The following is a 14445-nucleotide window of genomic DNA, read 5'->3' as shown; positions in this document are numbered from 1 at the left end:
CTCGAGCGTCTCCGGCGGGGGTAGGATCGACTCGTCCCATTCCTGTACTGCGTCCAAAAAAGGCGCGCGAGGCGAGATCCCATGCATCGAACACCCTTCAGACGGACGACCGCGGTCGCGAGCGCCGCCGCCCTCACCGCCGTGGCCCTGCTGCTCGCGGGATGCACCGCCTCCGGCGGTGGCGCCGGGAGCACCCCGGCCGGCGAGCCGAAGGAGGGCGGGACCCTCGTCTACGCCTCGGGCGACGCCGAGCCGACCTGCCTGGACCCGCACGTGGGCGGCAACTACCCGCAGGCCCTCGTCGCCACGCAGTACCTCGAGCAGCTCGTCACCCTCGACGCCGAGGGGAACCCCGTCCCGTGGCTCGCCGACAGCTGGACGGTCAGCGACGACGGGCTCACCTGGGACATCACGGTGCGCAGCGGCGTCGAGTTCACCGACGGGACGCCGCTGACGTCGGAGGCGATCGCGGCGAACGTGGCGCACCTGCAGGACCCGAACACCGGATCGAGCACCGGGTACCTGGCCGTGCAGAAGATCCAGAGCGTCGAGATCGTCGACGACAGCACCGCGCGTCTGCACCTCAGCTCGCCCGACTCGGCGCTCCTCGAGTCGTTCAGCCAGCCGTGGCTCGCCATCGAGTCGCCCACGGCGCTGAAGCGCAGCAAGGACGAGAACTGCGCCTCCCCCGTCGGCACGGGCCCGTTCGTCGTCAGCCAGTGGAACCGCCAGCAGTCGATCGAGCTCGACCGCAACGACGCCTACGCCAGCGCCCCGGCCGATGCGACGTACACCGGTCCGGCCCACCTCGAGCACATCGAGTGGCGCTTCATCCCCGAGGCCGCCACCCGCTACGCGGCGCTCGCCAGCGGCGAGGTCGACGTGATCGACAACGCTCAGCCGGATGCGATCCAGCAGGCCGAGGGCAACGGATCGCTCGTGCACCTGGACGCACCCCGCCCCGGATCGAGCAACCGCATCGAGCTCAACTCCGGTCAGGCCCCCTTCGACGACGAGAAGGTGCGCGAGGCGTTCATCGCCGCCGCGGACGTGAACCCCGGCATCCAGAGCCTGTTCTTCGGCACGGCGCAGCGCTCCTACTCGCCGCTGTCGAGCGTCGAGCCCACCGCGTACAGCGAGCCCGACCTCTTCGACGTCGACACGGATCGCGCGAACCAGCTGCTGGACGAGGCGGGCTGGAGCGCGCGCGACTCCGACGGCATCCGGACGAAGGACGGCCAGCGCCTCACCCTGCGGATGCCCGTGAGCACCAACCAGTCGATCCCCGCCGAGGTGTCGCTCTTCGAGCAGCTGCAGGCCGCCGAGAAGGCGGTCGGCTTCGACATCCAGCTCGACCAGCTCGACCTCTCGAGCTGGTACGGCGCGCTCGCCGCGAACGACTACGAGCTCGTCTCGGCGCCCTACACGAAGGTCGGCCCCGACGTGCTGCGCATCCTCTACGACTCGTCGGGCATCACGCCCGCGCCGAGCGGGTACTTCGCGAACCACGCGAAGGTCGACGACCCGGCCCTGGATGCGCTGCTCGCCCAGGCGAGCGCCACGAGCGACCCCGCCCAGCGCGCGGACCTCTACCAGCAGGCGCAGAGGATCGTACTCGAGGGGTACTACATCCTGCCGCTCTACGATCAGCAGAACCACTTCCTGCTGAGGAACGACGTCGAGGGCGTGCGCACGCTCGCCGTGTCGACGCCGACGTTCGCCGAGGCGTGGCTGGACCGCTGACGCCGGACCCGCGCCCCGGCACCACCGCGACGGACGCCGCCCCCACGGAGGCGGCGTCCGCCTCCGTGCACCTCGAGACCGCCCCGCCGCCGAGCACCGCGCGTCGAGCCCTCGGCGTGGGGCGGCTCCTCGCGGTGCGGCTCGCCGGCGCGGTGTTCGTGCTGTGGGCCGTGGCGACGATCACGTTCCTCGCGGTGCGCGCCATCCCCGGCGACCCGGCGGAGGCGGTGCTCGGTGGTCCGGGCTCGCAGGCCGGACCCGACGCGCTCGCCGCGGCCCGCGCCCAGTACGGGCTCGACCTCCCGCTCGGCGTCCAGTACCTGCGCTACCTGGGCCTGCTCGCGACGGGCGACCTCGGCACCTCGTTCGCGCTCCACGACGACGTCGCCCACGTGATCGCCGAGCAGCTGCCCGCGACCCTGATCCTGACCCTGGTCGCGCTCGTGCTCGCCTGGGTGCTCGCCCTCGCCCTCGCCGCCTGGGCGTCGCGGGGCGGATGGGGGTCCCGCGCGGTCGGCGGTCTGCTCGAGATCACCGCGGCCGCCGTCCCGCACTTCTGGTTGGGCGCGGTGCTCATCGTGCTGTTCTCGCTGACGCTCGGCTGGCTGCCCGCCGTGAGCACCTCGACGCCGCTCGGCATCGTGCTGCCCGCTGTCACCCTCGCGATCCCGCTCGCCGGATTCCTCGGACAGGTGATGCGCGAGCAGATCACGGATGCGGTCACCTCGCCCTTCGCGCTCAGCGCCCGAGCCCGCGGCGAGGGCTCCGGAGGGCTGTTCTGGCGGCACGCACTGCGCCACGCTTCGCTCCCCGCGGTGACGCTCACCGGGTGGGCGCTCGGGTCCCTCATCTCGGGCGCGGTCGTCGTGGAGACCCTCTTCGCCCGTCAGGGTCTCGGGTCGACGCTCTACAACGCGGTGCGCATCCGCGACGTGCCCGTCGTGATCGGCGTCGTGCTCGTCGTGGCGCTGGTGTACGTGGTGGTGACGATCCTGGCGGATCTCGCCGAGCGCGCCCTCGACCCGCGGAGGAGGGCATGAGCGCCGTCGGGACCGTCCGCACCGCGGGCGTCGTGCGGTGGTTCGCGCGGGTCAGGCCCCGTCCCGTCGAGGTGGTCTGCGTCGTCGTCATCGTCCTGCTGGTGGTCGCGGCCGCGCTGCCGTGGCTGCTGGCGCCGGGTGATCCGCTCGCCATCGATCCGACGCAGGCGTTCCAGGGACCGTCGTTCGCGCATCCGCTGGGGACCGACGAGTCGGGGCGCGACACCCTCACGCGACTCGTGCACGGGGCCGGCCCGTCGCTGCTCATCGGACTGTGCGCCACGGGGATCGGCGTCGCCCTGGCCCTGGTGCTCGGCGTGGCCTCGGGGCTCGGGCCGCGTTGGCTGGACTTCACCTCGACGCGACTGGTGGAGGTGATGTTCGCGTTCCCCGGAGTGCTGCTGGCGCTCCTCTTCCTGGCGCTGACCGGGCCCGGCGCGTGGACGACGACCATCGCGGTGGGGCTCGCGGTGGCCCCCGGCTATGCGCGGATCCTGCGCGGGGAGTTCCGTCGCGTCCGCGAGGCGGGGTACGTGGAGCAGTCGTTGCTGCTGGGCCACGGGTGGTGGCACCGGTTCGCGCGGCACATCCTGCCCAACGCGATCGCGGGTGTCTTCGTCGTGGCGACCCTGGGGCTCGGCCAGACGATCGTCTGGGCGGCCGCGCTCAGCTACCTCGGGCTCGGCACCCCGCCCCCGGCGGCGGAGTGGGGCGCGATGCTGTCCGCGGGGCGCACCTACCTCCTCACGGCTCCGTGGCTCACGCTGGCGCCGGGCGCCGCGATCGTGCTCGCCGCCGCGTCGACCACGCTCCTCGGTCGCGCCCTCGAGCAGCGTCGGAGGGAGTCATGAGCGGACCGGCCGTCGACGTGAGCGGGCTGCGGGTCGCCTTCCGCGGCCGGGAGGTCGTGCACGGCGTCTCGTTCTCGATCGAGCCCGGAGAGACCGTGGCGCTCGTGGGCGAGTCCGGGTCGGGCAAGTCGGTCACCGCCCGGTCGCTGATGGGGCTCGCGGGATCCGGCGCCTCCGTCACCGCCGATCGGCTCTCGGTGGGCGGCCGGTCGGTGCCGGCGCTCTCGTCGCGGCAGCTGCGGCGGCTGCGCGGCGCGACGGTCGGCATGATCGCGCAGGACGCCTATGCCTCGCTCGACCCTCTGCGCCCGGTCGGACGGGAGATCGAGGATGCGCTGCGGCTGCACACGGACCTCTCTTCTTCGCAGCGGCGCGCCAGCGTCCTGGCGCTGCTGTCGCGGGCGGGGGTGCCGGAGCCCGCGCTGCGCGCGGCGCAGCGTCCGCACGAGCTCTCGGGCGGGCTGCGCCAGCGCGCGCTCATCGCGGCCGCGATCGCCGCCGATCCCGCGGTGCTCATCGCCGACGAGCCCACCACCGCGCTCGACGCGACGGTGCAGGCGGGCATCCTCGACCTCCTCGCCTCGCTCGCCGCCGACGGCGCCGCGGTGCTGCTCATCAGCCACGACCTCGCCGTCGTGTCCCGCCTCGCGTCGCGCGTGCTCGTGATGCGCGAGGGCTCCGTGCTCGAGCAGGGCCCCACCCGCGCGGTCATCGCCGCCCCGGTCCACCCGTACACCCGTGCCCTCGTCGCGGCGGTCCCCACGGACCGCCCCCGCGGCGCCCCCCTCGCCCCCGCGCCCCTCCCCGCCCCGTTCCCCTCCCGCGCTCCCTCCGCTGCACCCACTGCACCCGCTGCATCCACTGCTCACCTTCCGCGCGATCCCGCGGAAGATGGCGCCAGAAGTGAGCACTCGACGAGTGGAGACGCTCCACGGTTGTGGGGTTCGGCATCGACTGCTCACTTCTCACCCGATGCCCCGGTGGATGGCGCCAGAAGTGAGCACTCGCCGCGGCGAGACCCAGCGGAACCCGCCACGCCCATCCCCACCACCCCCTCCACTGCTCACCTTCCGCGCGATCCCGCGGAGGATGGCGCCAGAAGTGAGCACTCGGCGGGTGGAGATGCTCTGCGGGCGGGCGACTCCGCCGCGGGTGGCGCCAGGAGTGAGCAGTCGACATCGGCGGAGAGCACGCGGGGTCTCGGAGGAGACGCGGACGGTGAGCGCTCGGCGGGCGCGGGGGTGCTCGAGGCGCGAGGGGTGACCGTGCGGTTCGCGGTGGGCGACGGGCGGATGCTGCGCGCGGTGTCCGACGTGTCCCTGCGCGTCGAGGCGGGGCGGACGCTGGGACTCGTGGGCGAGTCGGGGTCCGGCAAGACGACGCTCGCGCGGGTGCTCCTCGGACTCCAGCGCCCCGACGAGGGAACGGTGACCCTCGCCGGGCAGCAGTGGGTCCCGGCCGCAGAGCGCGACCGCCGGCCACGGCGCGCGCTCATCGCCTCCGTGCCGCAGGATCCGTACGGCACACTCGATCCCCGCTGGACCGTCCGCCGCACGCTCGCCGACGCGCTGGGAGCCGACGCCCCTCACGGGAGCTCCGGCGAGGACGCCGTCGCCACGCTGCTCGACCGTGTGCGCCTCCCCCGCGCGCTGGCCGAGAGGCGTCCGCAGAACCTCTCGCCCGGGCAGAGGCAGCGAGTCGCGATCGCCCGGGCGATCGCCCGTCGTCCGCGCGTCCTGGTGGCTGACGAGCCGGTCTCGAGCCTCGACGTGTCGGTGCAGGCGCAGATCCTCGACCTGATCGACGATCTCCAACGCGAGCTCGGACTCGCCGTGGTGCTCGTGTCGCACGACCTCGGCGTCATCCGCCACTCGAGCGACGACGTCGTCGTGCTGCGCGCCGGCGAGGTGGTCGAGCACGGGCCGACCGAGCGCGTCTTCGACGACCCGCAGGCCGCCTACACACGTCGCCTCGTGTCCGCCGCTCCGCGCCTGTCGCTGTGACCCACACGTCTCCAGTCCAGAACAGCCGCAGATGACGAAGGCCCCCGGGGGAGATCCCCCAGGGGCCTTCGTCATTCAGTGAGTGCTACGCGCGACGGGCACGCCGTGCGAGGAGCATCGCCCCACCCGCAGCGAACAGCAGCGCGAGGCCGGTGATCGCCAGGGGGGCCACCTCGGCGCCGGTGTTGGCGAGGCCGGCCGGGGTCGAGTTGTTGCCGCCACCGGTGGGAGCGACCACGGTGACCGCAGCCAGAGCCGGGTCGCTGGCGACACCGTCGATGGCCTGCGTGGCGGCGAAGGTGTACTGACCGGCGGCGAGCTGCGCGGGCAGGGTCACGGACCAGGTGCCGTTCGCGACGGTCGCGGTCAGCGTCTGCTCGGTACCCCAGCTGACGACGACGGTCGCTCCATCGATCCCAGTGCCGCTCACGGTCGTGGGAGCGGAGCCGAGCGCGAAGCTCGCGCCATCGGTCGGGCTGGTGATGACCGGCGCGACCGGGACGACCGCGAAGCTCACCGCGGCCGGAGCCGAATCGGAGGCGTCGCCGGTGTCGGTGGTCTGGATGGCGCTGACCGAGTACACGCCGTAGGCGAGGTCGGCGTCGACCGACCAGGTGCCGTCAGCCGCGACCTCGACCTCGTCGGTCACGTCACCGGTGAGTTCGACGGTCGCGCCGGGGGTGCCGGTTCCGGTGATCTTCTCGAGCGAGGTGACCACACGCTGACCATCGGTCGGGCTGGTGAAGACCGGCGAGGGCAGCGGGGCCGGGATCACGTCGACGTCGAACTCGAGCGCAGCCGACTCCGAGAAGCCGCTCGTCGAGATGACGCGGTACGACGCGGTGCCGCTCTGCGTCGGAGCCGTGATGGTCCAGTTGCCGTTGGCGTCCACGGGGACCGTGAACGGGGTGTCGGCGCCGAGCTGGACCGAGAGCGTGGTGTTCGGCGTGGCGGTACCGGTGATCGCGCCACCGGTGTACACCTGGCCGCCGTCTGCAGGAGAGGTCAGCACAGGGGTGCTGAGGAACACCGCGACGGTGTAGTCCTCACCCGCGACGGAGTTGACCTGGGCGATCGCGGCCTTGAGGTTCGCGCCCCAGGTGACCTGCGCACCGCCGGCCGTGGTGCCGCCGGAGATGACGCCGATGGCGGCCCCGTTCTGGATCATCGCGCCCCCCGAGTCGCCGGGAGCGGCGGGGGTGTTGCTGAGGAAGCCGTAGACCTCGTGACCGCTGACGTTGGCCCATCCGTTGATGGCCTCGACGGTGCCCTGGGTGTAGCCGGTCGTGCGTCCGCTCTTGTTGATGGTCGCGCCGACGGTGGCGTCGCCGATTCCGGTCACGGGCACGGTGTCGATCGAGAGGTCGTTCGCCGCGATGTCGGCGGAGCTCCAGGTGGAGACCTCAGGCAACAGCGTGAGATCGCCGGCCGTGTTCCACACGGAGATGTCGACGCTCGAGACGTCTCCCTCTGCACCGGCCGAGTTGCCGGGTCCGCCGAACTGGCCGACGTCGAGCTGACCGAGGGCGGTGTAGTCGACCGGGTTCGAGCCGCCGCCGGCGGTGTCGCTCTGCGGACGGGTCAGCGCGGCGAAGTCGTAGGTGACGCTAGGGTCGGTCTCGTCGACGGCACAGTGGCCTGCGGAGATGACGACCGGGTCGCCTACCTTGTTGAAGCCGGAGAATCCGACCGAGCAGGAGCCCACGGGCTGGGCCTGAGTGCCCACGAGGTAGCCGGCGCCGCCGACCACATCCTTGTCCGAGAAGGCCGAGAAGGGCGCGTCGACGGTGCGCACCACGACGTTGGAGTTCGAGTCGATGAACGCCTTGGCGTCACCGGCCAGCGCATCCTGCGCTTCGGTGGTGAGGACGACGACGTTGCCATCTCCGTCGGTGGCGACGGCCTGGATGCCGTCCTCCTGCAGCAGCGACTTGGCCTGAGCGTCGAATGCCGGACCGGACGTCGGTGCGACCGCATCTCCCTGGCCGTCATCCGCGATGGCCGCCTGGCCGAATGCACCCGTCATGCCCGCGACCGCGAGCGTCCCGACGGCGAGGTAGGCGGCTCTCCGCCTCCAACCAGCTGACATGTGTTCCCCTTACCCATCTATCGGTTGCGTACAAGCCCCGGGGCGTGATCCGCACCCGCGCGTGGCTCTCCTCCATGAGCGGCCACAGCCCGATCCGATCCCCCCAAGACACTTTGACCCTATCTATTGGGACACGGGGTCGCAAAGCGTACTGTCACGATCGGACTCTCTGACGGAGGATGGAGGACATGCTCCATCGACGCCTGACCCTCTTCGCCACCACGAGCGCCGCCTTCGCCCTTCTCCTCGGTGGGTGCGCTTCGGGCGCCGCCTCGCCCTCGTCCGGCGGTGAGCAGCCCGCGGCGGATGTGGCGGGCACGTGGGCGGGAACGGGAGACAAGCCCGCGTCGCTCACCCTCGCGGAGGACGGCTCGCTCGACGGCACCGATGGCTGCAACCGCACGACAGGCCACTACACGCTCGACGGATCGCAGGTGTCCTTCGACCTCGACCCGACCACGCTCAAGGCGTGCCTGGGGGTGACCCTGTCGTTCACGGCACTCGACCATGGTCGCGTCGACGGCGACAGCATCACGCTGTACACGTATGACGGCACGGAGCTCACCACGCTGACGCGCACCTGACCGTCTCCGCGCCGAGCCCGCCCGCGCGCCCGCCCGGGCCGCCGGGTGAGGAGTGCCTTCGTTGTCGGCATCCGGCGGCGGGGTGTAATTTTGCAGTCAGCGCAAGTTTGCGCGATCCACCTTCTGCCCAAGAGGACGCCATGTCGCGCAACGAGACGTCACGCCGTCGGCCCACCGCCGCCGAGCGAGCCCAGCAGTTCAAGGATTCCGGTGGGAAGCTGACCCAGCGCCAGATCCTCTTCATCGTCCTCGGACTCATGGCCGGCATGTTCCTCGCCGCCCTCGACCAGACCATCGTCGGCACGTCGATGCGCACCATCGCCGACGACCTGTCCGGCCTCGACCAGCAGGCGTGGGTCACCACGGCGTACCTGATCATGTCGACGATCTCGACGCCCATCTACGGCAAGCTCTCCGACATCTTCGGACGCCGCCCGCTCTACATCATCGCGATCACGATCTTCCTCGTCGGATCCCTGCTCGCCGGGGCCTTCGCGCACTCGATGATCGAGCTCGCCGGCTACCGCGCCATCCAGGGCCTCGGCGCCGGCGGCCTCATGTCGCTCGCGCTCACGATCATGGGCGACATCCTCGCCCCGCGCGAGCGGGCGAAGTACCAGGGGTACTTCCTCGCCGTGTTCGGCGTCTCGAGCGTGATCGGGCCGCTCCTGGGCGGCGTGCTGTCGGGGGCGAACGAGATCCTCGGGGTGACCGGCTGGCGCTGGATCTTCCTCATCAACCTGCCCATCGGCATCGTCGCGATGCTCATCGTGATCGCGTTCCTGCACATCCCGCACACCAAGCGCACCGTCCGGATCGACTGGTGGGGCGCGGCCACGATCATCCTGGCCGTCGTGCCGATCCTGCTCGTGGCCGAGCAGGGCCGCGACTGGGGCTGGGGCTCGTGGGGCGCCATCCTCTGCTACGTGCTGGCTCCGATCGGGATCGTCTCGTTCATCCTGGTCGAGCGGATGATGGGCGACGACGCGCTCGTCCCGCTGAAGCTGTTCCGCTCGCCCACGTTCTCCGTGGCGACGGTCCTCGGCGTGCTCGTCGGCTTCGGCATGTTCGGCGCGATGATGACCATCCCGAACTACCTGCAGATCGCCACGGGCGCCACGCCCACCCAGGCGGGTCTGCTCATGATCCCGATGGTGCTCGGCATCATGGTCTCCTCGATCGTCTCCGGGCAGATCATCGCCCGCACGGGCAAGTACAAGATCTTCCCGATCCTCGGCACGGGCTTCCTGTCGGCGGCGTTCCTCTACCTCTCGTTCGTGTCCGCCGACAAGGGCGTCATCTACGTCATGGTCGGGATGCTCGTGGTGGGTCTCGGACTCGGCCAGCTGATGCAGACGCTCACCATCGCGAGCCAGAACTCGGTCGGCCCGCGCGACATCGGCGTGGCGACCTCGGGCGCGACGTTCTTCCGCTCCATCGGCGGAACGCTCGGTACGGCGGTCGTGTTCTCGGTGCTCTTCGACCGACTCCCGGATGCGCTGCGCTCGTCGTTCAGCGACCCCGACACGGTGGCCGGCATCCAGTCCGCCTTCCAGGATCCGACGATCGCGTCCGACCCCGCCAACACCGCGATCATCGGGATCCTGCAGCAGGGTCAGAGCGACCCCTCCGCGATCGGCAACGCCCTGAACGGCGACACGTCGTTCCTCAACGGCGCCAACGAGGCGTTCACGAAGCCCTTCGTCGAGGGCTGGGCGAGCGCGTCGGCGACCGTCTTCCTCGTCAGCCTCGGGGTCGTGCTCGTGGCGTTCGTGCTCAGCTTCTTCCTCAAGGCGACCCCGCTCCGCGCGAAGTCGGCGCTGGAGGAGGCGCACGCCGAGCGCGCCGCCGCCGCGGGCGCGGGTGCCGCTGCTGGTTCCGGTCACGTGTCGCTCGACGACGACGAGGAGCCGGGTGTGGAGGCGCAGCTCGTCGCCGACCGGATGGGCGCGCTGCTCGCCCCCGACGTCACCACCTCGTCGGTGCCCGTCCAGCGTCCGGATGCGGCTCCGGCCGGCTCCGCGGCCCCGTCGCGGCACGCCTCCGACGCGCCCGTCGACGGCGGAGCCTCGGGCGAGGCCCACCCGCGTCACTGACGCGGGCCGTCCTCGTCGCTTCGACACCGAATCCGTCGAAGTCCGGGGCTATTTCGCGGGGTCTGGCGGATTCGGTGTCGAAGCGACGGCCCCGCCCGCCGCGCCGGGACTCCGCATGCCTCATCGACGGCGGAATCGCGCTCGTGACGGCCGATCGCCGTCGCTCATCACGAGATGCGTGCAAGCTCCGCGCTATTCGGCGAGGTCGCGCGTATCCCGTGATGAGCGACGGCGTTTCTGCTCTCAGCAGAACGCCACGACCGGCGCCGTGGCTGCGCGGTACCGTCGAGCATGGCCGAGGACGTGCGCGCGACAGAGCCCGAGCCGCTGTGGCGGCACCTGGTAGGTGACCGGATGCGGACCCTCCGCCACGAGCGGGGCGAGACGCTCGGCGAGGTGGCGCGTCGCGCGGGGGTGTCGCCGCAGTACCTCTCCGAGATGGAGCGCGGCTCGAAGGATCCGTCGAGCGAGATGATCGCCGCCGTCGCCGGAGCCCTCGGCTGGAGCCTGCTCGACCTCACGCGCTCCGTCGCGGAGCAGCTCGCGCCAGCCGTGCCCGCCGCGGCTTCGCCCGCCGTGCCGGCTGCGCCCGCAGCGCCGGCCGTGCCGGCTGCGCCCGCCGTCCGCGAGCCAGCCCGCGTGCAGTCCGCGTTCGCCCTCGCCGCCTGACGCGCCCGCTCCCGCCCCCTTCACCTCGGGCTTCGCTGCCTCTTTGACCCTTCGCTGGGTCATGGCCATGCGGAAGGTCAAAGAGGCAGCGAAAGCGGAGGGGGGGCGGCGGTCAGCGCTGCTCGATCACCTGGTCGGCGAGGCCGTAGGCGACGGAGGCCTGCGCGGTGAAGACGCGGTCGCGGTCGGTGTCGCGCCGCAGGGCCTCGAGCGACTGCCCCGAGTGCCGGGCCAGCAGGCCCTCGATGTCGGCGCGCATCCGCACCACCTCGTCGGCCTGCAGGATGAGGTCCGGGATCGCGCCGCGCCCCTGCGCGGCCGGCTGGTGCAGCACGACCCGGGCGTGCGGCAGCACCGACCGTCTCCCGGCAGCACCGGCAGCGAGCAGTGCCGCACCCACGCCGACGGCCTGACCGACGCACGTGGTCGCGACGGGCGAGCGCACGAACCGCATGGTGTCGTACACGGCGAGCATCGCGCTCGGATCGCCGCCCTCGCAGTTGACGTAGAGCTGGATCTCGCTCTCCGGCTCGGTCGACTCGAGGTGCAGCAGCTGCGCGAGAGCGCGTTCGCCACTCCCGCGTCGATCGGCGTGCCCAGGTAGACCACGCGCTCGGCGAGCAGCTGCGAGTAGACGTCCATCACGCGCTCCACGCCCGACTGCCTCACCACCACGTGGGGGATCGTGTAGGTGCTCATCGCGCCGCCCCCGTCCCGGCCGCCGCCCCGGCGCCGAAGCCGACGCGATCGCGCCCGGCCGGACGGAGCTCCGCGAACGACGTGACGATCGAGTCGACGAACCCGTAGTCGAGCGCCTCCTCCGCGCTGTACCAGTGGTCGTGCAGGGAGTCGTCGAAGACGCGCTCGAGCGGCTGCCCGGTGTCGTCGGCGATCAGCCGCAGGACCGTGTCGCGGGTGTGGCGCAGCGCATCCGCCTGCAGCTCGACATCGACCGCGGGTCCGCCGATGCCCGCCGAGCCCTGGTGCATGAGGACGCGCGAGTGCGGCAGCGCCCGACGTCGTCCGGGCGTGCCCGACGAGAGGAGGAACTGCCCGGCGCTGCACGCCATGCCGAGCACGAGCGTGGAGACGTCGTTGGGGATGGCGCGCATGACGTCGCGGATGGCGAGCATGGCGGGCACGGACCCTCCGGGCGAGTGGATCCAGAGGGAGATCTCGGACAGCGGATCCTCCGCGGCGAGCGCGATGAGCTGCGTCGCGAGGAGGGTGCCGTTGTCGTCGTCGAGCTCGCCGTCGAGGACGAGCACCCGGCGCTCGTACAGCTCTCGGCGGGCGGTGGCGTCGAACGCCTGGGGTCGGGGTGAATCGCTCATGCCCCCACCCTCGCGCCGCATCCGCGGCACGTGCCCCCGCTTCTGCTCACGGCTGCTCTGCCCCCGGCAGCGCGGCCCCCGTGCGCCCACGTTCTGGGCGGGATGCGAGTTTCGCCACACCCGCGTGGTTTCGCCACCCCGATCGGCGTGGCGAAACCACGTGGGTGTGGCGGATCGTGTGACCCGGGGGCGGCGCAGGGCGCAGGCTTCGCTACGCCCTTGGCCTTTCGCCATGCGCATGCGTGTGGCGAAAGGCCATCCGAGTGGAGGAACGAGGACTCCCGCGGGCGGCCCCCACGGGCGGGCACGGCACCCGCGGGCGGCACCTGGCGGTCACGGGCGGCATCGTGCACTGTGGGCAGGGCACCCTTGGGCACGACGGGCGGGCCGGGCCAGGCAGGGCTCAGAGCGCGGGTGCGGGGTCGTGGTCGGGGGAGCGCAGCCATTCGTCGAACGTGATCGAGCCCTGCTGCGCATCCGGGGCGCCGCGGAGGACGCCCGACGCCATCGCGCGCCAGTACCGGCCCGGCAAGGCGACCTCGAGCGCGCGGCGACGGACACCGTCGAACCTGAGCTGGCGGCGGACGAGGTCGACCAGCCGCGCCTCCTCCGGGCCGACGAGGTCCGGCGCTCGGCCGGCGGGCGCGGCCTCGGCGAGCTCGACGAGCCGCTCGCCCACCTCGCGGGCCGCGACCGTCCGGACGAGCGCCCTCGGCACGGCGAGCAGCGGCCCGAGCGATCCGCGTCGCATGACCTGCCCGGCGAACTCGTGGAACTGGGCGGCACGCAGCAGCGTCCAGGGCACGTCGGCAGCGGACACGGCACCCTCCTGCGCGAGCTTGCCGGCGTAGTACGACTCGTCGACGCCGTCGATCCCCACGATTGACAGGGCGACGTGATGAGGGACCCCCGCATCCCGCTCCGCGGCGAGCAGCTGCGCGGTGGCCCGCTCGAAGAACTCGACCGCGACCTTCGCGGAGAGCGTCTCCACGCTGGTCACGTCGATGAGCGCGTCCGCATCCGGGAGCGCGTCTCTGAGCCCAGCCCCGGTCGTGACGTCCTGTCCGGATGCACGCGACAACGACACCACCTCGTGCCCACGCCCTCTCGCCGCGGCGACCACGTGTCGGCCCACCGTCCCGGTGGCACCTGCGATGGCGATCCTCATGCCGCATTCCCCCCTCGACGTCGTGTGTCCGTCCGGTGGCGTCGTTGTGTGCTCATGTCTGTTCGACGACGCACCGGGCCAGGATGTGAGGTCGTCCGGGTGGACCCGCTCCGCCTCACGGCCGCAGGAGTCCGCCGCGCAGTGCGGCGAACAGACGATCGAGGCGGACGCGGTGGTCGGCCGCGAGGGCGGACCCTGCCGCTCCGTCGATGACGCGTCGCGCGGTCTCGACGAGCACGGAGGCGTAGCCGGCCAGTAAGAGGGCCGCGACGAGCACCGCATCCTCGCGCTCGGCCCCCGCTCTCTCGAGCTCGTCGGCGAGCGCGGCCTCGAGCTCGGCCGCGATCTCCCGCGACCGTCCTGCCAGCGATGGCGAGCCCGCCACGACACGGAAGAACACCGCGGATCCGGGGGCCAGGCCCGACAGAGCGTGCCGCTCGGAGGCGAGCCGGTCGGACAGGGTCTCGAGCGCGTCGATCGCCCGGGCCACGACGGTGGAGCTGTCCGCTGCGGCGATGCCGCCCGCATCGACGTCCGCGCTCGCGTCCGCATCGACGTCCGCGCTCGCGTCCGCGTCGCCGCTCGTGCATGCGACCGCGTCGCGCACGGCGGCACGGAGGAGCTCGGCGGCCTCGGGGGCTCGGTCGAGGAGGAGGTCCTCCTTGCGAGGGAAGTGCTTGAACACCGTGACGCTCGAGACGCCCGCTTCGAGCGCGACCTGGGCGACGGTGACCTCGTCGAATCCCCGGGAGAGCATGAGCGCGGTCGCGACCTGCGAGATGCGCGCCCGCGTCTGCGGGCCGCCGCGTTCACTCGTCCTGGGCACGTCTCGATCCTACCCTTGTGCGACTAAGTTTAGTGACATAAC

At 72.0% G+C, this 14445-nt stretch carries 11 protein-coding genes and 1 pseudogene; 7 read left to right on the top strand and 5 right to left on the bottom strand.

From position 1 onward, the window contains the following. Window positions 1-81 precede the first annotated feature (81 nt). The 4 genes from IEX69_RS14810 to IEX69_RS14795 are packed head-to-tail and all read left to right on the top strand — an operon-like array spanning window position 82 to window position 5637. On the top strand, window positions 82-1743 hold the full coding sequence (locus IEX69_RS14810; protein WP_085018184.1) for an ABC transporter substrate-binding protein: 1662 nt from the start codon (window positions 82-84) through the stop codon (window positions 1741-1743). After that, on the top strand, window positions 1728-2783 hold the full coding sequence (locus IEX69_RS14805; protein WP_373284474.1) for an ABC transporter permease: 1056 nt from the start codon (window positions 1728-1730) through the stop codon (window positions 2781-2783). Before IEX69_RS14810 ends, IEX69_RS14805 begins: the two co-directional genes overlap by 16 nt. Continuing rightward, window positions 2780-3634 (top strand): ABC transporter permease, encoded by an 855-nt coding sequence (locus IEX69_RS14800; protein WP_085018182.1) that lies wholly within the window; start codon window positions 2780-2782, stop codon window positions 3632-3634. Before IEX69_RS14805 ends, IEX69_RS14800 begins: the two co-directional genes overlap by 4 nt. Further along, a complete protein-coding gene (locus tag IEX69_RS14795) occupies window positions 3631-5637 on the top strand; it encodes a dipeptide ABC transporter ATP-binding protein (protein ID WP_085018181.1) in 2007 nt (668 codons plus the stop codon). The genes IEX69_RS14800 and IEX69_RS14795 overlap by 4 nt, the downstream gene beginning before the upstream one ends. 85 nt (window positions 5638-5722) lie before the next feature. On the opposite strand, the gene IEX69_RS14790 is transcribed toward IEX69_RS14795, so the two are convergent. After that, window positions 5723-7726 carry a hypothetical protein gene (locus tag IEX69_RS14790; RefSeq protein ID WP_157127071.1) on the bottom strand — a complete coding sequence of 668 codons (2004 nt, stop codon included), beginning with the start codon at window positions 7724-7726 and terminating at the stop codon, window positions 5723-5725. Window positions 7727-7914: 188 nt separating this feature from the next. On the opposite strand from IEX69_RS14790, the gene IEX69_RS14785 reads away from it, so the two are divergent. From IEX69_RS14785 to IEX69_RS14775, 3 genes are all read left to right on the top strand, one after another. Further along, the gene (locus IEX69_RS14785) at window positions 7915-8310 is read left to right on the top strand and encodes an META domain-containing protein (protein WP_174604387.1); all 396 of its coding nucleotides are present in this window, start codon (window positions 7915-7917) and stop codon (window positions 8308-8310) included. Between the two features lie 140 nt (window positions 8311-8450). Further along, on the top strand, window positions 8451-10406 hold the full coding sequence (locus IEX69_RS14780; protein ID WP_174604386.1) for an MDR family MFS transporter: 1956 nt from the start codon (window positions 8451-8453) through the stop codon (window positions 10404-10406). A 291-nt stretch (window positions 10407-10697) separates the two neighbouring features. Beyond that, window positions 10698-11075 carry a helix-turn-helix domain-containing protein gene (locus IEX69_RS14775; RefSeq protein ID WP_085018175.1) on the top strand — a complete coding sequence of 126 codons (378 nt, stop codon included), beginning with the start codon at window positions 10698-10700 and terminating at the stop codon, window positions 11073-11075. A 112-nt stretch (window positions 11076-11187) separates the two neighbouring features. On the opposite strand, the pseudogene IEX69_RS14770 reads toward IEX69_RS14775, so the two are convergent. From IEX69_RS14770 to IEX69_RS14755, 4 genes and pseudogenes are all read right to left on the bottom strand, one after another. Next, a pseudogene (locus IEX69_RS14770) lies at window positions 11188-11774 on the bottom strand (ClpP family protease). Further along, the gene (locus IEX69_RS14765) at window positions 11771-12409 is read right to left on the bottom strand and encodes a ClpP family protease (protein WP_085018173.1); all 639 of its coding nucleotides are present in this window, start codon (window positions 12407-12409) and stop codon (window positions 11771-11773) included. Before IEX69_RS14765 ends, IEX69_RS14770 begins: the two are co-directional and overlap by 4 nt. A 403-nt stretch (window positions 12410-12812) precedes the next feature. Then, a complete protein-coding gene (locus IEX69_RS14760) occupies window positions 12813-13577 on the bottom strand; it encodes an SDR family oxidoreductase (protein WP_085018171.1) in 765 nt (254 codons plus the stop codon). A 115-nt stretch (window positions 13578-13692) separates the two neighbouring features. Beyond that, window positions 13693-14403: a TetR/AcrR family transcriptional regulator gene (locus tag IEX69_RS14755; RefSeq protein WP_085018170.1), complete on the bottom strand. Its 711-nt coding sequence runs from the start codon at window positions 14401-14403 to the stop codon at window positions 13693-13695. Window positions 14404-14445 lie beyond the last annotated feature (42 nt).

The sequence above is a fragment of the Cnuibacter physcomitrellae genome (assembly GCF_014640535.1).
GTDB classification, from domain to species: domain Bacteria; phylum Actinomycetota; class Actinomycetes; order Actinomycetales; family Microbacteriaceae; genus Cnuibacter; species Cnuibacter physcomitrellae.
Note: the sequence above shows the minus strand (reverse complement) of the source record. Positions and strands in the feature narration are given on the sequence as shown.